22 protein-coding genes are annotated in these 18625 nt (G+C 39.1%); 7 read left to right on the top strand and 15 right to left on the bottom strand.

The window, feature by feature from the left end; translation table 11 throughout:
* Positions 1–3: 3 nt before the first annotated feature.
* Positions 4–660: a class I SAM-dependent methyltransferase gene (locus QL986_RS15870; protein ID WP_016899984.1), complete on the top strand. Its 657-nt coding sequence runs from the start codon at positions 4–6 to the stop codon at positions 658–660.
* A gap of 103 nt (positions 661–763) precedes the next feature.
* Here the strand turns inward: QL986_RS15870 and QL986_RS15865 are convergent, their stop codons facing one another.
* The 3 genes from QL986_RS15865 to QL986_RS15855 all read right to left on the bottom strand — a co-directional run bounded on the left by QL986_RS15865 (position 764) and on the right by QL986_RS15855 (position 2109).
* Positions 764–973: a cold-shock protein gene (locus QL986_RS15865; RefSeq protein WP_007377377.1), complete on the bottom strand. Its 210-nt coding sequence runs from the start codon at positions 971–973 to the stop codon at positions 764–766.
* Between the two features lie 184 nt (positions 974–1157).
* Positions 1158–1367, bottom strand: coding sequence for a cold-shock protein (locus QL986_RS15860; protein WP_008463923.1), 210 nt, complete (start codon positions 1365–1367; stop codon positions 1158–1160).
* 289 nt (positions 1368–1656) lie between these two features.
* Positions 1657–2109 (bottom strand): Lrp/AsnC family transcriptional regulator, encoded by a 453-nt coding sequence (locus QL986_RS15855; protein ID WP_013462814.1) that lies wholly within the window; start codon positions 2107–2109, stop codon positions 1657–1659.
* A 114-nt stretch (positions 2110–2223) separates the two neighbouring features.
* Here QL986_RS15855 and QL986_RS15850 point away from each other — a divergent pair, with 114 nt between their 5' ends.
* Entirely contained in the window at positions 2224–2868 is a 645-nt protein-coding gene (locus QL986_RS15850) for a LysE family translocator (protein WP_290191692.1), read from the top strand.
* A gap of 14 nt (positions 2869–2882) precedes the next feature.
* Here QL986_RS15850 and QL986_RS15845 read toward each other — a convergent pair whose 3' ends face one another.
* Positions 2883–3419, bottom strand: coding sequence for a hypothetical protein (locus tag QL986_RS15845; RefSeq protein WP_024602429.1), 537 nt, complete (start codon positions 3417–3419; stop codon positions 2883–2885).
* Position 3420: 1 nt separating this feature from the next.
* On the bottom strand, positions 3421–3876 hold the full coding sequence (locus QL986_RS15840) for a YaiI/YqxD family protein (protein WP_024602430.1): 456 nt from the start codon (positions 3874–3876) through the stop codon (positions 3421–3423).
* 68 nt (positions 3877–3944) lie between these two features.
* On the opposite strand from QL986_RS15840, the gene QL986_RS15835 reads away from it, so the two are divergent.
* A complete protein-coding gene (locus tag QL986_RS15835) occupies positions 3945–4478 on the top strand; it encodes a lipocalin family protein (RefSeq protein ID WP_024602431.1) in 534 nt (177 codons plus the stop codon).
* A gap of 207 nt (positions 4479–4685) precedes the next feature.
* On the opposite strand, the gene QL986_RS15830 is transcribed toward QL986_RS15835, so the two are convergent.
* Genes QL986_RS15830 through QL986_RS15820 form a run of 3 tightly spaced genes read right to left on the bottom strand, consistent with a single transcriptional unit; the run spans position 4686 to position 6954 of the window.
* Positions 4686–5027 carry a DUF3325 domain-containing protein gene (locus QL986_RS15830; RefSeq protein WP_016899981.1) on the bottom strand — a complete coding sequence of 114 codons (342 nt, stop codon included), beginning with the start codon at positions 5025–5027 and terminating at the stop codon, positions 4686–4688.
* On the bottom strand, positions 5024–6613 hold the full coding sequence (locus tag QL986_RS15825) for a PepSY-associated TM helix domain-containing protein (RefSeq protein ID WP_138686598.1): 1590 nt from the start codon (positions 6611–6613) through the stop codon (positions 5024–5026). Before QL986_RS15825 ends, QL986_RS15830 begins: the two co-directional genes overlap by 4 nt.
* Positions 6610–6954, bottom strand: coding sequence for a hypothetical protein (locus QL986_RS15820; protein ID WP_033103215.1), 345 nt, complete (start codon positions 6952–6954; stop codon positions 6610–6612). Before QL986_RS15820 ends, QL986_RS15825 begins: the two co-directional genes overlap by 4 nt.
* A gap of 1013 nt (positions 6955–7967) precedes the next feature.
* Here QL986_RS15820 and QL986_RS15815 point away from each other — a divergent pair.
* The 3 genes from QL986_RS15815 to QL986_RS15805 all read left to right on the top strand — a co-directional run bounded on the left by QL986_RS15815 (position 7968) and on the right by QL986_RS15805 (position 12594).
* Positions 7968–8477, top strand: a complete 510-nt coding sequence (locus QL986_RS15815) for a hypothetical protein (protein ID WP_036955510.1) — start codon at positions 7968–7970, stop codon at positions 8475–8477.
* A 127-nt stretch (positions 8478–8604) separates the two neighbouring features.
* Positions 8605–9372, top strand: coding sequence for a hypothetical protein (locus tag QL986_RS15810; RefSeq protein WP_232311369.1), 768 nt, complete (start codon positions 8605–8607; stop codon positions 9370–9372).
* Positions 9373–9375: 3 nt separating this feature from the next.
* On the top strand, positions 9376–12594 hold the full coding sequence (locus QL986_RS15805) for an SdrD B-like domain-containing protein (protein WP_290191691.1): 3219 nt from the start codon (positions 9376–9378) through the stop codon (positions 12592–12594).
* On the opposite strand, the gene QL986_RS15800 is transcribed toward QL986_RS15805, so the two are convergent.
* Positions 12581–12910 carry a hypothetical protein gene (locus QL986_RS15800; RefSeq protein WP_013462804.1) on the bottom strand — a complete coding sequence of 110 codons (330 nt, stop codon included), beginning with the start codon at positions 12908–12910 and terminating at the stop codon, positions 12581–12583. The two genes, QL986_RS15805 and QL986_RS15800, sit on opposite strands and share 14 nt — an antisense overlap.
* A gap of 163 nt (positions 12911–13073) precedes the next feature.
* Between QL986_RS15800 and arfB the strand changes: the two genes are divergently transcribed.
* Positions 13074–13487: an alternative ribosome rescue aminoacyl-tRNA hydrolase ArfB gene (gene arfB, locus QL986_RS15795; protein WP_028834645.1), complete on the top strand. Its 414-nt coding sequence runs from the start codon at positions 13074–13076 to the stop codon at positions 13485–13487.
* A gap of 58 nt (positions 13488–13545) precedes the next feature.
* Here arfB and QL986_RS15790 read toward each other — a convergent pair whose 3' ends face one another.
* The 6 genes from QL986_RS15790 to QL986_RS15765 all read right to left on the bottom strand — a co-directional run bounded on the left by QL986_RS15790 (position 13546) and on the right by QL986_RS15765 (position 18536).
* Positions 13546–14595, bottom strand: coding sequence for a DUF2955 domain-containing protein (locus QL986_RS15790; protein ID WP_013462802.1), 1050 nt, complete (start codon positions 14593–14595; stop codon positions 13546–13548).
* Between the two features lie 11 nt (positions 14596–14606).
* Positions 14607–15671 (bottom strand): HlyD family secretion protein, encoded by a 1065-nt coding sequence (locus QL986_RS15785; protein WP_024602436.1) that lies wholly within the window; start codon positions 15669–15671, stop codon positions 14607–14609.
* A 2-nt stretch (positions 15672–15673) separates the two neighbouring features.
* Positions 15674–16150 carry a MarR family transcriptional regulator gene (locus QL986_RS15780; protein WP_024602437.1) on the bottom strand — a complete coding sequence of 159 codons (477 nt, stop codon included), beginning with the start codon at positions 16148–16150 and terminating at the stop codon, positions 15674–15676.
* Positions 16151–16241: 91 nt separating this feature from the next.
* Positions 16242–16955 (bottom strand): type 1 glutamine amidotransferase, encoded by a 714-nt coding sequence (locus QL986_RS15775; RefSeq protein WP_024602438.1) that lies wholly within the window; start codon positions 16953–16955, stop codon positions 16242–16244.
* Between the two features lie 71 nt (positions 16956–17026).
* Positions 17027–17923, bottom strand: coding sequence for a fused MFS/spermidine synthase (locus QL986_RS15770; RefSeq protein WP_024602439.1), 897 nt, complete (start codon positions 17921–17923; stop codon positions 17027–17029).
* Entirely contained in the window at positions 17916–18536 is a 621-nt protein-coding gene (locus QL986_RS15765) for a fused MFS/spermidine synthase (protein ID WP_024602440.1), read from the bottom strand. Before QL986_RS15765 ends, QL986_RS15770 begins: the two co-directional genes overlap by 8 nt.
* Positions 18537–18625 lie beyond the last annotated feature (89 nt).

The raw sequence follows: 18625 nt of genomic DNA, 5'->3' as shown, positions 1-18625 counted from the left end.
AGCATGCCCACTTTCAAAGGCGAAGAAGCACAAGAATATGATAACCGCATTACCCGTTTAGTCCCAGGCTATGAGCTACTTCATCAACTAACCAATGCACAACTGCAAACCACGTTAAGCGACGATGCACACATTTTAGTGATTGGTGCCGGCACAGGTAAGGAAGTATTAGCATTAGCACAAATAAATCCTAAATGGCAGTTTACTGCCCAAGACACCTCCAGTGATATGCTCGATATTGCAAAACAGCGCTTTGCAGAGCAAGGTATTGATAGCCGTGTCACTATTGAATGTAGCCCAGTTGATAAAGTAAAAGCGAAAGCAGACGCCGTATTATGTTTACTGGTGATGCATTTTGTAGAAGATAACGGCGACAAAAAACAAATTCTTAAAAGCATTAAAACTAACCTTAAAAAAGGAGCGAATCTTTACATTGCTGATTTAATGCGCCCAGAAACAACATTTGAGCGTGAGTCACAATTAAACACCTGTGCTCAATTAGGCTTAACTGAAGCTGGCAAAACTCAAATGGGGCATAACCTCGAAAGAGAGTTTTACCCCCTAGATCGTATGCGCTTTAGTGAACTACTGAATGAATGTGGATTTGGTATTCCAAAGCTTTATTTTAAAGCACTTGGCTTTAGCGGTTACGTTGTATAAATTTTTGTCAAAAAAAAAAGCTAATATCATAATGATATTAGCTTTATTGCTTAACACGAGTTTAAGCGGAGTGAGTGCGCTTTAAAGCCCACTCCTTCTATAATTAGATGCAAACGATGTTTTCAGCTTGCGGGCCTTTTTGACCTTGAGTAACAGTAAACTGTACACGTTGGCCTTCAGCTAGCGTTTTAAAACCGTCGCCAGAGATAGCACTGAAATGTGCGAAAACGTCTGCGCCAGATTCTTGCTCGATAAAACCAAAACCTTTTGCTTCGTTAAACCATTTTACTGAACCAGTAGTTGTATTAGACATAATATGTATCCTAAAAATTAATTAAAGTGTGCCTGAAAAGAGGCGATTGAGCCGAAAAAATAGTTAACTTGAGGATATCGCGTAGGATTATTACTAAAACAACGGGGTACTAACAAATAAAACAAAACTTCTTTCAAACTTATAAATATTGATGGGTTAACACTAACCCATCAATTAAAACTATTTAGATGCAAACGATGTTTTCAGCTTGCGGGCCTTTTTGACCTTGCGTTACAGTAAACTGTACTTTTTGGCCTTCGGCTAATGTTTTGAAACCGTCGCCAGAGATAGCACTGAAATGTGCGAAAACGTCTGCGCCAGATTCTTGCTCAATAAAACCAAAACCTTTTGCTTCATTGAAAAATTTTACTGTACCAGTAGTTGTATTAGACATAATAATATCCTAAAAAAATAATAAAAAATTTGCCTTAAAATAGGCGTTTAACAGGAAGAAAACAAACATTTAACTTGAGGATATCGCGAAGGATTATTACTAATAACAACGAGGTACTTACAAATAAACAGGGCTTTCTATCAACCCGATGGCAAGCAGAATAACAGCAATACACTTTATAACAAGCTTTATTTACACTTTATTTTTACCTATTTAGGCAAAGCCCGCTGCCATAGGCTTTGCAGCGTCATCGCCTTAACTTTTTAAAGTTCGTGTAAAACATAACCTGTTAAAAGTGCAAGTTACGCGCTCTTACAATATCTTTCATCACAATGGTTGAGGTTAAACGTTGTACACCCGGTAAGGCTGATAGCTTGTCATCGTAGAGTTGCTGAAACGCGGCTAAATCTTTAGTAACGACGTGTAATAAGTAATCAGGGGTGCCAAATAAGCGTTGTGCATTGGTGATCTGAGGAATAGCATCCACCGCTTGCTCTAATTTGCTTAACGACGCTTTATCACCTTCTTTAATAGTAATAAATACTAACGCAGAAAAGTTTAAACCCACTTTTTCAGGTGATATTTCAGTTCTGTAGCCAACAATTGCTTTGCTTTTCTCAAGCTCTTTTACACGACGATGACAAGGTGACACGCTTAGCCCAACACGATCAGCCAATTCAGAAAGGGTGAGCCTGCCATCAACTTGCAACTCAGCAAGAATTTTCCTATCTATGGTATCCATAGTTGATTATTTCCTAAAATGAACGCTTATGTCAGTAAAATACAGTAACTTTTACTCATCAGAAAGAAATAAAATAGCAGCTCACTTATTTTGGGTTTTAGCGCATGGATACGTATGGATATTAATATTATTTTTTCTTTTTGGCTGGTATCAATCTTGTTTGTACTTACCCCCGGTGCCGATTGGGCTTATACAATCAGTGCAGGTATAGCGGGTGATAAAATCATTCCTGCAGTAGCGGGGTTAATACTTGGGCATTTAATGGCCAGTTTAATAGTGGTGGTAGGTTTAGGCGCGTTATTAGCATCGCATGCCATGTTTATAAAGCTGTTAACCTTATTTGGTGCTTTGTACATAATTTGGATTGCCGTATCACTGTACCGATTTCCTCCAATGCCTGCAGCCTATAACGATGGCCAAGAACACACCTCAGATACGCCTCTAAAGTGGGTGAGAAAGGGCTTTATAATTAGTGGCTTGAATCCCAAAGTGATGCTGTTATTTTTAGCCTTATTGCCGCAGTTTGTTTTACCAACACTGTCATTTTCTATTACTGAACAATTGCTGCTACTTAGCATTATTCATTTAGTTGGCTGTGCGCTGGTATATTGGTTAATAGGGGTAAGTGCCAGAAAAATCCTCAGCAATAATCCGGCGCTCTCACTAAAATTTGGCCGTGCATCGGCCTGCATCCTATTTATTTTGGGCTCGCTCATGCTAGTTGATAGCGCTAACACACTGAGCGTAACACTTACCTAAAAAACGAAAGTGGCTTAGATTATTCGCAACTGAGCCACTAATTCACTCAAACGGGCAATTTTAATATTACTCAGCTGCCTATAATCAAAATAGGGGCATACAATAATATTCTGGCTTTTATCTATAGCAAACTCATCATCAAGCCAATCAAGTTGGGCGTTTAACTTACCTTGTTGTATCAAGTTTTTAGCGTGAGTTCTTCCTGCAATAATGTGCAATTGATTTTTATGCTCAGTAAGCACCGGCGCACTAAAGAGTAATGCAGTCCCGCTATGCTGCTGTAACAACAGCTCATCGCGATATGCTTGCCAACTCACGGCTTGTTTAGCAAATGAGTAATACTCGCTTGGCAGCGCAAATAACACCTTGGCGTACACATTAAAAACTTTTCGCCAGCCATTGCCACAGTGCTGGTTTATGCTATTTATTTGCCCACTAACTACAGGCTCTAGCTGCGCAAGTGTTTCAAAGTAAGGCATAGGGGGCGCTTTTGCTACATACACAGCAACACTGAATGAATTATCACCTAACCCTATTAACTGGCTGCTCACTTTAACTGCTCTTATTTTGCGCTAAAATACGATCAAGATTGTTAGCAAAGTTTTGTCTGTCACTTTGGCTTAATGGAGGCGGCCCACCACTCATTTCTACGCCACTTGAGCGCATAGTATCCATAAAATCGCGTACATTTAGTAATGAACGAATGTTTTCAGTGGTGTAAAGCTCACCGCGCGGATTAAGCGCTTGGCCGCCATTATCAATCACTTCACTTGCCAGTGGAATATCTCCAGTGATCACTAAATCGCCTTTTTCTATTCGTTTTACTATTTCATTATCAGCCACATCAAAGCCCGATGACACTTGTAGTCGGCTAATAAATTTTGACGGTGGGATGCGCATGGCATGATTTGCAACCAGTATTGTTTCTGTTTGCGTACGCTCTGCGGCTCTAAATAAAATTTCTTTTATTACCACCGGACAAGCGTCAGCATCAACCCAAATTTTCATGCTAAGTTCTTTAAATTGCTTTAGTATTAAAGCGATCCTATAGCAATTTCTAAAGAAAAGGAAACAACATGAAACTCGCTTTTAAAACCGCATTATTTATTACCACCGTGTTTTTACTCAGTGCCTGTACCAGCGCACCCGAAGGAATAACCCCTGTTAAAAACTTTGATTTAGAGAAATACCAAGGCAAGTGGTATGAAATAGCACGATTAGACCACTCTTTTGAACAAGGAATGGAGCAAGTAACAGCCACTTATTCAATTAACGATGATGGAACGGTAAAGGTATTAAACAAAGGCTTTATTAGTAAAGTACAAAAATGGGACGAAGCTGAAGGCTTAGCTAAATTTGTAGAAAAAGCCGATACAGGGCATTTTAAAGTGTCATTTTTTGGCCCGTTTTATGGTGCCTATATTATTTTTGAGCTCGACCAACCTGATTATCAATATGCGTTTATTACCAGTTATAGCAAAGATTACTTATGGTTTTTATCGCGAACACCTACAGTGAGTAAAGAGCTCAAGCAGCAGTTTTTAAGCCAAGTAAAAGCGCTTGGTTTTGCAACTGATGAGATTATATGGGTAAATCAAAAATCGCTGTAAAGGGGGTTTACACGCCCCTAGGTTGTAATAAAACGTTCACCTTACTGTAAGGTAAACTAAATAAAGAGGGGCTATATTAGCCTCACTTGCAAAGAGACAGGCAAGTACAAGACATAATGACAATCCCCCTTTTTAATTGGCAAGCCTGATGGCTTGCCATTTTTTTACCTCAATTTAGCCTATTCTTTGGGATCAGATTTTTACTAACTAAAGCCCATTTAAACCAAAAAATAACGTACTCGTGGCCAATATCAATAATACAAGCAAGTTAAAAAGCTTAGTTAGATTGACTAAAAAACTATAAAAAATCATTATAATTAAAGCACTTAACGACATAAACCCGCAAAACTGTAGAGCGCCATAGCCGTGTAATTCGCTAACACAAAGTAGTAAACTTAGTAAAATACTGATCCAAGCAACACTCAATAAAATTAAACGCTGCTGATCAGTCGGGCGCTTGTTAAAAACATCCTTAAAATGATTAAACTTAGCCAGTGCAAAGCAGTTAAAAGCCACCAAACATAAACTAAAAGGGAGCAGTGCCATCATACTTTTTGCTCCTTAGTGTTTATCGGACTAGGTTTTTTAGCTTGCAGCGCAGTACGTAATTTTTCGGTTTGTAACAAAAACAGCAAACCAAACAGTAAAAAGAGACTATCAAACATAAATAAAGCCCACTGTTCATTACGTAAATAACTGATTATATTCCCTTGTGTTGTTAGCGCATTAACCACTGGCACACTAAAACAAGCAATGCTGTTTATGGCAGCCATAACACACCACTGCGACTTGTCACGCTTTACAAAAGCGATAATAAGTACACACAACCAAGTTAAAAAGAAGGCAAGTATCTCTTTATCCGCGCGCTCCATTGCGCGTGTGCTGATTAATCGGTTTGCTAAAAAGAACGCAGACGTTGCCAAGGGCAATCCCATTAAAGTTCCTAAATTAAGCGCTTCGACGAGTTTTAAACCCCATGATGGCTGGGCATTTTTTTTCATTCGCTCCCGAATACGCTTCGCCCACATAATACAGCCCGTGGCTATCATTATGCAGCCAGCAATGCCGCCTAAAAAGTATAAAACACGTAATAATGGCTCTGCTAAACGCCCAGTGTGCATTGAATTTAGTGACTCATACAGCGCTTTACTGCCGGTAAGTTCATCATCAGTTTGAGCAACAAGCTCACCACTCGCTCCACTAAATATCAAACGCGGTGCTTGATCCCTTAATGTTTTTCCAGGACTGACCAAAACCATAATAGTCGCAGCGGCCTTATTCGGCTTATTTATAATCACCCTAGTTATATCAGCCTCTGGCCACTTAGTATAAACCTGATCCAAAATAGTATTGATAGGCACTAACGGTGCAGTGCCTTGCAACGACTCTGTTGCAGAACTACTTGGCGAAACATCATTAAAAAAGCCTCGTATTCCATCCTCATAAACGGTTTGCGCGGGGTAGGGGAAAATCATAAATATCAGGGTAATAATGCCCGTATAAGTAATCATTAAATGAAACGGTAAGGCAAATACCGAACTTAAATTATGCACGTCTAACCAGCTACGGCTGCCTTTATTAGCTCTAAAAACAAACATATCTTTAAAAATACGTTTGTGAATAACGACGCCAGATATCAACGCAATGAGCATAAATAAACTAGCAAAGCAGACAATCCAACGCGCCGTTTTAACATCAATATAATGCAAATCAAAATGCAGGCGATAAAAGAAATTCCCCCCTCGAGTATCTACAAAGGGTGCTAAAGGCTGCATATTATTTGGATCTAAACGGGTATTTTCGAACTGCGCTCTGCGCTGTCCAGGCTCTTTTGGTTTTGCATAACCATACGTTAAATAAGGTATACGCTCCTCAGGAAGCGTTATACGCCAATTAGGCGCATTAGGTGCTTGCGCATTTAAATACTCAACACCCGACACGATTTGTTGCTTTTGCGCGCCAATACGATCTGCCTGCTGCTCAATATTATGGACACTTGGCTGATTCCATAAGCTCACTTCATCTCTAAAAAAGCTAATAGTGCCTGCAAAAAATATTAAATACAGTAACCAACACACGAGCAAACCCACCCATGTATGTAACCACGTCATTGAACGAAAAAAACTCCCTTTCATAACCATCCCTTCAATAGCGATAACACGACAAGTTGCGCTGCAATACTTAGTAAAATACTGATCCAAACAGTTTTTAATGAATGAATATAAAAGCTATAAATAAACACCAGGGCATAAATTAAAATACTCGCAGACACACTAAGCAAAACCGCGTCAACTTTAGGCACAGGCACTACTGCACTTAATAGCGACACACTAACGGCTGTAAAAAAATACCCGCCAACAATAGCAATAAAAAAACGCGATAAAACCGCTAATTCATAGCTAAAGCGCTGCATAAATTGCCATAACATAGAAAAAACGGGTTTGGGAAAGTCTAAAAGACGGTTGGAGGCCTGCATAAACTGCAAATTCCTTTTAAACATAGCTAAAAAAAGATGGCGATATTATAACGCCAACAAATACAAAAGATAGTAATTCTTATTTGTATTTGAATGCAGCAATAGGCATTTAATTGAGTTAGTTAAATAGTGATCTATATAAAGATTAAAAGTCAGCTATAAAATAACCTATCTAAGTGAATGCTTGCTCTGGATGCGTTGCTGTTACCGGCTAAATACATAAAGACACAGTAAACACACGTCCGTGTATGAAATTAAAAGTTAAATAAAGCACTGTATTTAATAAGTTTTTCCATAGCCTTAACAGGTAATTTTGATATAAGAAGCTAATAATTAGAGACCTTTTAAGCTATAAATTTCTCTCAAATAACACTGGATCAGTATTTTACCAACAAGGCATAAAATACCGCTGGCATAAACCGATTTTTTACTAACTTATTACCAAAGAAAGCTAAAAAACAATCAAAACGATGAAAAAACAGGCTTGGAAAATTAAATTTTATACTTTTAAACCGACATGTTAGTAAAAATCTGATCTTTGATAAATGCAGTTTAATCCGTAATGATTTTAACTGGGAAGGTAACAATAGAGATACAACGCGTAAATTATGCTCAAAAAATAAACATTTCGCATAGATGTTGCAGTCACTTTATTTCACCGCTTAAGCACAGAGCGACTGCCATAAAAAACTACAAAGTGGTTATGAAAGATTAAAAATAGTTTATAAACATTCATATAGGCTCAACATCAATTAAGTCGCTTTGACTATGCCTTAAAATAACTCCCTCTAGTGTTAAAAAATAATTAACATCGGTGCTATTTTTCTTGTTGCATTTTGCTGGTCAAAATTAATAACTTCATACTAATTATCTCTTTTAAAAAGCCTTAATGTTAACAAAAGATTTCATTTTGATAACAATTGTGTTTAAATCCGAAACAATGGACTGAGATAACCCTCAAAACTAATTTGCACGGAAGTAAAAAAATAATAATTTTTAAAAATGGAAAAACTATGAATAAAAAAATCTTTGCTGCTTCCGCTTTGCTAGCAATTTCATCAACTTCTTTACTTGCATCTAACCAAACATTTCAAGCAAGTGTAAATGGTTGGACTGAGCCTACTTTTGCAGAAGATAGCCCACTGCACTTTGGTAAAATTCGCTTATCTACAAGCTCAACCTGTACGATGGATAATGCAGGCGCTGTATCGGGTGACTGTGATGCGTCAGATGCAAACATTCAATTAGGTGGAATTACTGTATCTGGTTTAGCGCCAAATTCAGCAATGAATATTACTGTATCTGGAAGCACAGGCACTAACTTAACTTTTGTTCCAGTAACAACGGCTACAGATGGCACAACCAGTGTAACAACTGCTGACAATGTTGCGTCTGCTTTCACTACTGATGCAAGTGCAACCGATATTACTGTTAGTGTATATGGTGATATGACAGTTGATTCTACACTGACAGCGGGCGCTGCTTACACTGTAGATTACACTGTAGATGTGTCTTTCCAATAAGACTATGAAAGCTGAGGCTAACTTACTTAGTTAGCCTCAGTTTATTTTTTTGCGCAATTGCGCATTAAAAATAAAATGTGTGGAGCAACGCGCTCCACTTTTTATTATCATGTTGTTGAGTTGTCCCATGATTCTTAAACTTTTTTGTTGGGCCGCCCTTTGCCTAACTCTTTTACTACCTGAAATTTGTAGTGCCAACCTTGCGCTGTCTGAATACCGTTTATACTTTGATGGACGTACTAAAAATAATTCACTACTTATCAGAAATACCTCTAATAAAAATCTCGATTTTAAACTTGTTGTTACCCATAAAGATATGACCGAAGAAGGAGCACTTATAGATGTTACTCCGCAACAAGTTGAAGGACGCTCTGCCAAAAACATGCTACGGTTTTCTCCACGTCGCGGCACTATTGCCCCAAAAGGGATGCAAGCTATCAGAATGACCGTTCGCAAAAAAGCTGAGCTTGCTGTAGGCGAATATAGGGCGGTGCTTAAAATCATAGCCTCTGAGTCACAAAACCCCGACATTGATGGAATAAGCATTAGACCTAAAGTTGCTTACAGCGTGCCTGTTATTGTTCGTCATGGCCAATTAGAGGCTGACTCAGAATTAATAAACCCGCAATTAATTACTCAAAATGGGCGTCCGACTCTAACATTTTGGCAAACACTCACAGGGAATCGCTCTGTGTATGGAAACTTTGAATTAGTCGATGAGAATAATGTAATGATTGGTGAAATAGCCAATGTGGCCGTTTATACCCCTTTATCACGTCGCAAGGTATACATCACTTTACAAGCCCCTGTGACAGGGCCTGTGACACTCAATTACAAAGAAAACGAGCTTTACGGCGGTAAAATCGAGTTAGCGATCCCTATTAATATCAAATAACAAATGCTACACATTAATGCCTTATACTATGGTATAACGGCTCGCTTGTTACTTTGTACATTACTGTTAATTGTACCCAAAGCAATCATCGCAAAGCAGTTACCGACTCTTTATCAATGGCCTATTGATGAGGAGTCTTTTGTGATTATAAATGTCAGGGTAAATGGGCGCTCAGTTGTCTCCGACTTAGAAGCTTACTACTCAAAATCAAATAAGTTGCTACTTCCCATAAGCGGCCTGAAATCGACCATGGGAATTAGCTTAAACGTGTCACAAAATACACTGTCTGCTAACGTTGACTCAAGTGAGCAGGTGCTGAATGCTGAGCTTTCCTCAACTTTAGCCCCCTCAGAAAATGTTTCATTGTGGGCTGTCGATGACTACGACCACTATGTTGATTTATCTGTTATAAATACACTTTTAAATACCGACTCGCGCTTTGATTACTCACTGATGCAGGTTTCATTTTCTAGTAACTTGCTTACTTATAATAACAACCAAGTAACGAGTGGTATTACAAAAAAAATTAAGTCCAAAGCACTGCAATACGACCACTTTATAGACGACCAATACCAAGCGCTAACCTACCCCGTGTCTGAATATTCGCTATCAGCAAGCTATAAATCGTCTAATAATCGTTATAAGGGACTACTCAGGCTTAATAGCTACTTTGACTTATTTCATCATCGAGCTGAACTACGATTCAACAAAAACGAAAACACCGCTAATACCTTTTTAAAAATAACTAAAGACTTTAACTTAAGTGAACAAGATCACTCACTGGCACGCATTCACTACCAATTGGGAGATATTCAATCTCAGTCAGATCAGCTTATTACTAGCTCAAACCAAGGCCGGGGATTTTATATTTCAAATGCTAACCCGCATTCGGCACAAAATTTTTCAACTATCACCATTGAAGAACCGGCACTACCGGGCTGGCAAGCAGAGCTGCATCGAAATGGCCAATTTATTGCCACGACTCAAGCTAACGACGAAAATTTGGTTCGATTTACCGATGTTGAAACTTTTTACGGCAACAATATCTTTGAAATTAAACTTTTTGGCTCACAGGGTGAGCAAATTACACGCACTCAAAAATATACAATAGGGCAAGACGCACTATCGCCCGGAAAAATAAGCTATCAGGTGGAGTTTTTAGAAACAGATAAAAGCGTTTTTAATCAATCCAGTAACTCCTCAACGGCGATGAGTAATGCCTTTAAAAGTAATCTCTCTTATGGCATTAGTGAGTTTATTACTTATGACGCTCAAATTACTCATTTGCAAACTGAACAAAATAACAGCAGCTACCTATCATCTGGGCTAAACACACTTACAGATCACGGCAGTTACCGTTTTTTAGCCACAAAACAACTCGATGCTGGCTATGCTTATTTTGCCGGTTTTAGAGGCCTACTTTCTAATAAACTTTATAACGATATCAATGTTAATGTTGAATACAGTGCCCTTAATAACTTTTCTAGCGCTTTATTTGTAGCAAAAGAGAACTCACTCAAAAATAGGCTGTCACTGAGCCTCAATGGCCGCACTGATTTTTTTAACTCCCTTAACTGGAATATGAGGTGGAACAATGAAGTACGTAAAAATACTAACACTAAAAATCGGTTCTCATTAGGCATCAATAAAAGTTATGTCGCAGGAACATGGTCAAGCCAACTATTTTATGATGACGATACCAATAACCTAATAAACCGGCTTTATTCTTCAATAGATATTGCCTCTTGGAAATGGACCAACACCTTAGATTGGCAGGCTAATAATGGCGCAGAACTCACTCGTTTGAGAAGTAGTTTACGCTGGCCACAAACACAAAGTACCTTTAATCAAACCCAGCTGACGTATCAGTCTAACTCTGCGGCAAGTACGCTTTTAAATCATCAATATACTTACCGCCATGAGATATTTAATATACAAGTATCAGGGCAAGTTGATAATCAAGGAGATTGGCGCTTATCTTTAGGTTTAAATGGCACATTTAGTTTTGATCATTTAGAAGCAGACTTTAACTTTGACACTCCTCGCTCATTAAATTCCGGGCAAATAGAAGTTAGTTCGTTCATAGATTGGAATGAAAATGAAATCTTTGACCAAGGCGATGAGCCAATTCAAGACGTTAATTTTACTGGCAACTACCTATGGCGAGATAAATACACCAATAATGACGGAAAGGTCTTGCTACCAAGCAGTTACGGTGGCCAGGTTTTAGATGTTAATTTACGCTCGTTGTCTAATCCTTACTTGCAGCCCTCTTTAGGAAAAATTAAAACATTGGCTCATAGAGGCGGACAAACCAAAGTAAATATTCCTCTAGTGGTCTACAACGAGGTTGAGGGGACTATTTATCTATCGAGCAATGAAAAGAGTAAACCTATCGCAGGACTCACGGTTGTACTTAAAGAAAAAGACGGCGAAAAGCATTATTCAACGGTCACTGAATATGATGGTTATTATTATTTCCCCAATGTTTCTCAAGGAAATTATATGCTTGAAATAGAAAAAAATGAGCAACTCTCAGAAAACATAACTATAAAAAATCTTCCTGAGCAGGTCATCACTGAAAAAAGCGGCGATACCATAATATTGCAAGATATTATTATATACACAAATAACGCTGATACCTTAACTGAACAAGCTACAATAGCGGCTGAATCAAACCAACAAACACCTTATTTTGTGCAATTAGGCGTATTCAAAAAGTTTCAATCGGCACTTACTGTTGCGAATAAAATTGATAAAGCAGCCTATGCTTTGCAGTTATATAAGCATGAACGTCGTGATAGCTATTACCTCGTTGCAGGCCCATATAACAATGCAGCTAAAGCACAACAAACCATTAATGATGTTTATTCAATACCAGCGCTTCATGGTAGCTTTATGGTTGATGCAAGGCGATATGCCTCACCACAGTGGCGAAAAATAGGGGAGTGGAGCGATATGCAAACCAAAAATACTGAGACTTATTTTTGCCAGTATGGTGCATATACCTCTAAAAAATCCGTTAACAAAAAACTGCTAAGGGAAAACCCATCACTGTTCATAGCAGAACGAGCAATAAAAGGTAAAGCCCACTATTTGATGCTGTCAGGACCTAATAATGCAAAGCAAACAGCTTGTGATACGCAAGTGATTAAACAAATAAAAGGGCTCACCACCGCGATAAAGAAACCTTGGCACAGCATTTTTACTATAAATCAGTAGTAAAGTACTGCGCCTGTGTTTTGCCATCACTGTTTAAATGCGACTCACATTTTATTTCACAACGCGCTCCCGCAGATTCAGCAACCCAAATCGATTGCGCGCTCTTTTTGATATAACACGCAGAATACAGAGCATCTTCTTTTTGCGCAGCAACAACAAAGCAACGCTGAAAATCACCCAAAGCTAATACTTTGATTGGATAAACTTGTTCTTGTGCAATTACACCAGCACTAAATGTTTGTGATGATTTAGCATAAACAGCATATGAAATAGCGAGCATACACACCAAAAACATTAAAATAGATATTTGTTTCATATAATTAAAGCGAATTAAAAAGCAATATAGTAAGTGTAGAATAAATTAGTTTTTATGTGTTTATTTAACAAATATTAGACTGTAAATAGCAATGACCGCTTGATTCACCACAAGTCAATGTACTGATGATATAATACATTTTTTGCAAAAAGAGCGGGGCACTATGTTAACTATTTCAAATACCGTAACCATAGATGAATGGGAAGTAGAGCTCAGCGCTATTCGCTCACAAGGTGCAGGCGGGCAAAATGTTAATAAAGTAGCCAGTGCTATACATTTACGCTTTGATATTAATCGCTCTAAATTACCTGACTTTTATAAAGAACGATTACTTGCTTTAAAAGATTCAAGGATCACCAAAGAAGGGGTATTGGTTATTAAAGCGCAAAGCCATCGCACCCAAGAGCTCAACAGGGAAGATGCATTAAAACGGCTAAAAGATTTAATTTTAAGCGCCACTAAGGTTAATAAAGCACGTCGTGCTACCAAACCTAGCCGTAACTCACAGCGTAAACGCATGGACAAAAAAACCAAACACGGCCAAACCAAAGCCCTACGCGGTAATATTAAGCTATAACTTTAGTAACCTGTACTGTGGTTAAGTATATAAAAAGGCTGCGGATGCAGCCTTTAATTTAATCATAAGTATGATGGCGGGTGACGCTAAATCGGTTGAGGATTCGATGCACTACATACACTGCACTTAAGCTTACTGTTACTGCAACAGCCACCGAGCTAAATCGATACATGGCGCTGTATATTAAATCTTGCCCTGGGCCTAACGACTGACCAAATAAAATGCCAAACGTGGTTAATACCCCAAACCCAACACCCGGTGGACCACCGCCTAAAATATGAAAACGACTGAATATAAAAGACAAAATCCATAATATAGCCACCGGAAAAAGCAAAACGTCAGTATGGTTATACAAAAACAATTGCGCAACTAAGGCAGCATTACAGCCTATCAGTGTACCAATAATACGTTGCCAACTTGCGGTGCCCGCAGCCTTAAAACACAACGAAAACAAAATTAAAATAGACGCCGCTTGCGCCGAAATTGAATCTTGTAAGTCAAGTACCTGAAAAACCACGAATGATAAAGTCGCAACGCTAGCGCATAGCAACACCTCGTGACGAATACTTTCTTTATCCTTGTGTGGCACAGCCCGCATGGGCCGCGCTGTCACATCAGGAAACAAACCATGCATCAAGAGCGCAATAATAATAGTAATAAAAATAGCCATACCATTACTTAAAATAAGCGGGTAAATGCTGCTTCCTTGATCAACATGGCTGGCAAAGTGCAACTGAATCGATAAACTCACCGCACCTAACGCACCAAATAAAAACGCACCACCAGAGCTCATTAAGTAAAACAATATACAAAAGCTGGCAAAAATAATGAGCGTCATTAACACCGGCAAGTGTGAAAATAAGCCCTGTAAAATAAGCACTATAAACGCACTGTAGGCAGCACTGGCAACAAATTGACGGATCACGCCTTTGTTAATACTTGGCACTAAACCGAGTAATAACATAGGGTAAACTGTAAAAAATATTCCATTGGGCCAATTCATTAACTTGCACAAAGTAAAACCAATAGTGCAACCACCGGCAATCCGCAGCGCTTGGCGTAAGCCATTTGAATCGAGTTGTGGCGCTTGGCTAACATGTTGTGTCATTACTCGCCCCACTAATAAATGTAATGTAACCAACTAATAAAGCGGATCTGTACTGATCCCAACCATTGACCTATAGCCGATTGTGGAAGTAACTGCACAGTGGCACGCGCACCACTGGGCATATTATTTATAAGCTGAGTGTTATTTGGCAGCACTAAATGAATACGTTGACGCTGAGCGTCACGAACCCAGCGGTTGCTGGTTTCGGTGGTGCTAAGTAATCCATTCGCACTAAGTTGCCCGTCACTAACACCTGCTTCGAAGGTTTCAATTTTAGCGTCGAATACTTCACCAGGTCGGCTGTCAAACACTACTTTTGCTAAACTGCCTGGCTGCATATTTAATAGTGACTTTTCACGAAAATCAGCCACTAAATCTGCTTTTCTTGCCACAATAGCAAGTAATGGCTTACCCGCAACAGCATAGGAACCCTCAAGTAACTGTAAATTAGCCACTACACCATCACTTAAAGCACGCACTTGCGTATAGGATAAGTTAAGCTCGGCTTGCGCTAACTGATTGGCCGCATGGCGCAGCGCTAAATTATCTTGCCCTGAATCGCCACGCGCTAAAACAGCTTCAGAAAGCTGTGCTTCAAAGGCGGCTAAATTAGATTGGCTTGCTGCAAAATTTGCACGAATGCTTTCAAGCTCTTGTTCCGAAATAGAGTTTTGTTTATAAAGCGTTTCGCCACGCTTTTTTAATAGCTGCTGCTCATGCAATTTAGCGTTAGCTGCACTTATTTGTGCCTCAAGCGCTTTTACATTGGTATCAAGGCGTTTATTTTGAAGTTTAGCATCGTCAAGGGCAAGCTGTGCTTGCTCAAGTGCTAGTTGGTAAGTATTTTTATCTATCTCAAATAATACATCACCCGCTTTAACCGCTTGGTTATTACTGACCAATACATCGGTAACACGGCCATTTATTTGCGGTGATATTTGCACAACCGGATGATAAACCCGTGCCTGTGGCGTAACCGGCAACCATACATCGGCAACAATATAATAAAAAAAGACAACAATAAAACCAACAAGCGAAACTTTAACGTAGCGGGCAAATTTTTGATCAGGTGTCATACTTATTTATCTCCAGATAAGCTTGCAATACAACGCCGCGCGTTTTCTTCCATTTGCACTAAACTGTGCGCCATACCATCAAGTTGCTCAGTACTTAAACCGGCATATAAACGCTGTTTAATATCGCTTGTTAGCTCTTTTAAGTGTTCTAATAACTTTATACCCTCATCGGTAAAGTACAATTTTTTACTACGTTTATCGTGTTCATCAACTTGTCGAATAACCAGATTTTGCTGCTCTAATTGCTTAATGGTGCGCGTTAATGAGGGCATTTCAATCCCTAAACTGGTCGCCAACGCTTGCTGTGTTGCCCCTAAAGGTAAATGATGTAAGTGAATCATTGCCGTCCAGCGCGACTGAGTTAAACCTAAGGGTTCAACCGCCACTGTCACCGCTTCTCGACATAAGCGGTGCACTCGACCCATATTGCCGCATAAGGTTAAATCGAGTGTTTCATGAAAAGGAATAGTGCTGCTCATAGGAACTCTTGCTTGTGAATATCCAGCAAATTTTAGCATTAGTTAGCAGGCTAAGTAAATGTTTGGTATTTTAACTTCACGTAAATAAGTATTATTTAGATAAATAGTGTACGGCAAGCTTATCTAAGAAAGTATAAAGCTTATTGTTCATTTCACTATAGTCCTGACTTAAGAGCTTTTCGGGATTTTCTACAAAGCGATGGTTTTGGGCATTGCTTAAATCATCGTTGGCAATGAGGAGGGTAACCACCTCGGTGGTCAGTTCCATGTGGCATTGAAAACCAAATACTAAATCGCTATAAGCGACTATTTGCCTTGGACAACCTTCGCTATAGGCAATAATACTGGCTGTAGTAGTCAGCCCTGGCATATCGTTATGCCAATGCCCCACATTAAGCTCACTGCCAAAATGGCTAAATAACGGATGATTCAAACCTGCATCAGTGAGGGTAATAGCAAACTTACCAATTTCCTTTTCTGGACTAGGTTGATAAGCCGCGCCTAACGCTTCACCAATTAATTGCGACCCCAAACAAACGCCCAACACTACTTTGTTTGCCGTGATCATGCTGGCAATAAAGGCTTGTTCTTTTTTGCTATCAAAATAAGCGCATTCTGCAAGCGATGTAGCGGGCGATTGTGGCCCACCCATTACGATTAAAAAGTCTATATCATCAGCATGTTGCGGTAAGTTTCCAGCTAAATAAATACGGGTATAAGACAGCGTATGACCATTCATTTTAGCCCAGGTTTCATAAGCGCCTGGCGCTTCAAAATGTTCATGAATAATAAAGTGAATGTGCATTATCGCTTCCTTAAAATATTATCTTTTTAATAAGTAATGGCCACCGGATATAAGTGACCATATAACAGCTACTAAAAGTTAAGTAAATTTGCTGGAGAGTATTGATCGGTTAGCACCTTAGTATCACTTGGCCAATCTTTACCATCTTTGGTGAAAAACATACGCTGGCTAATTGCCTTTATATCTACGTCATAAGGGGCAAGTAACGGAGCTAGCTGCGTCACCCGCTGCGCTATTTGTTGCTCTGTAGGGATATTGCTATAACCAGCTAAAATAATACGATTACTATTATTATTGGCTGTTACATTAATAAAATCGCCAAATACCGCATGATAGGTTGCCGACTCATGCTCATAGAGTTTACTTGATGAAAACGTGTTAGCAGCCACAATTCCGCCTTCGGCTAATACGCTTTTTATCTCTTCAAAAAACTCTTTTGTGAGTAAGTGCTCAGGAATGTAATCGCCATTAAACGCATCTAAAATAATCCAATCAAATTGCTGTTTTTTAAGCGCCGCACGTTTAATAAAAATACGCCCATCTTGCACTTTAGCAGTTACGTTATCGGTTTCTATAAAGTTAAAATAATCGCGCGCCACTTTAATTACCGCAGGATCTATTTCTACATTTTCAATATGCGCACTCGGGTATAGCTCGTGAATCATATTAGAAAGCGTTCCACCACCTAAACCAATAATGAGCACATTTTTAGGGTTATCAATCAGTAACAAACTAGAAAAAGCCAGCTTAGTGTAGTTAAACACGAGTTTTTTAGGGTCGCTAATGTACATGCAACTTTGGCTGCTTTGTCGGGTTTTTTCATCAAACTTTAAACAGCGTAAATCGCCAGTTTCTTCAACGAGTAGATTTCGATACAAGGAGCGCTCTTTATGCACAACATTAGCTGCACTGTATGATGAAAGCAGTAGCGCCGTAATACAAACAAACAGGGATTTAAACTTAAGCATAAACGGCCTCTCGTACTTTAAGTTTGTCAAAGGTAATAGCAATTAGCCCAAGCGTGCCCAATACACCAGCAAAACCTAAAATAATCGCGTTAACATCAAACGCCAGTACCATATAAAAAGAGGTAATAATGGTGCCCAGTGCGCTGCCTAAGGTACTTACAAAATAAAGGCCACCTGCTACTTGGCCGCTGCGCTCACTATTTGTGACCAGTAAACGTACGGAGTAGGGCGAGATCATGCCTAAAATAATGGTGGGTATAAAAAATAACGCGGTTGAGGCGAGTAACGAGCCATAGCGACTGTCTTCAATATGCGAAAAAATAAATGCCATAATTGGCTCAGCAAACAAAGCAATGGGTAGTACCATAATACTGGCAACTAAAAAGATTAACCCATATTTGGTCAACGAAGGATGACGAATAGACAGCTTACCCCCCAGTAAATACCCAAATGATAAGCTAAGCATAAATACCGTAATAATACTGCCCCAGATATGCACACTACTGCCAAAGTAAGGCGCTAAAATTCGCCCACCTAATAGCTCTATTCCCATAATACTAAAGCCACTACTAAACGCTAAAAAGTAAATTAATGCATTTGTTTTTGTTAACATTATATTGTTCTTATTGTGTTATTTTTATCCATCTTAACGTGATAGCTGCATAGTCGCTAGTGTAAAAATTAGACGCACACATAGAGCGC

It is taken from the genome of Pseudoalteromonas sp. APC 3250, assembly GCF_030407915.1.
Classification (GTDB): Bacteria; Pseudomonadota; Gammaproteobacteria; order Enterobacterales; family Alteromonadaceae; genus Pseudoalteromonas; species Pseudoalteromonas tetraodonis.
The sequence above is the reverse complement of the archived record's forward strand: the minus strand, read 5'-3'. Positions and strand labels throughout refer to the sequence as shown.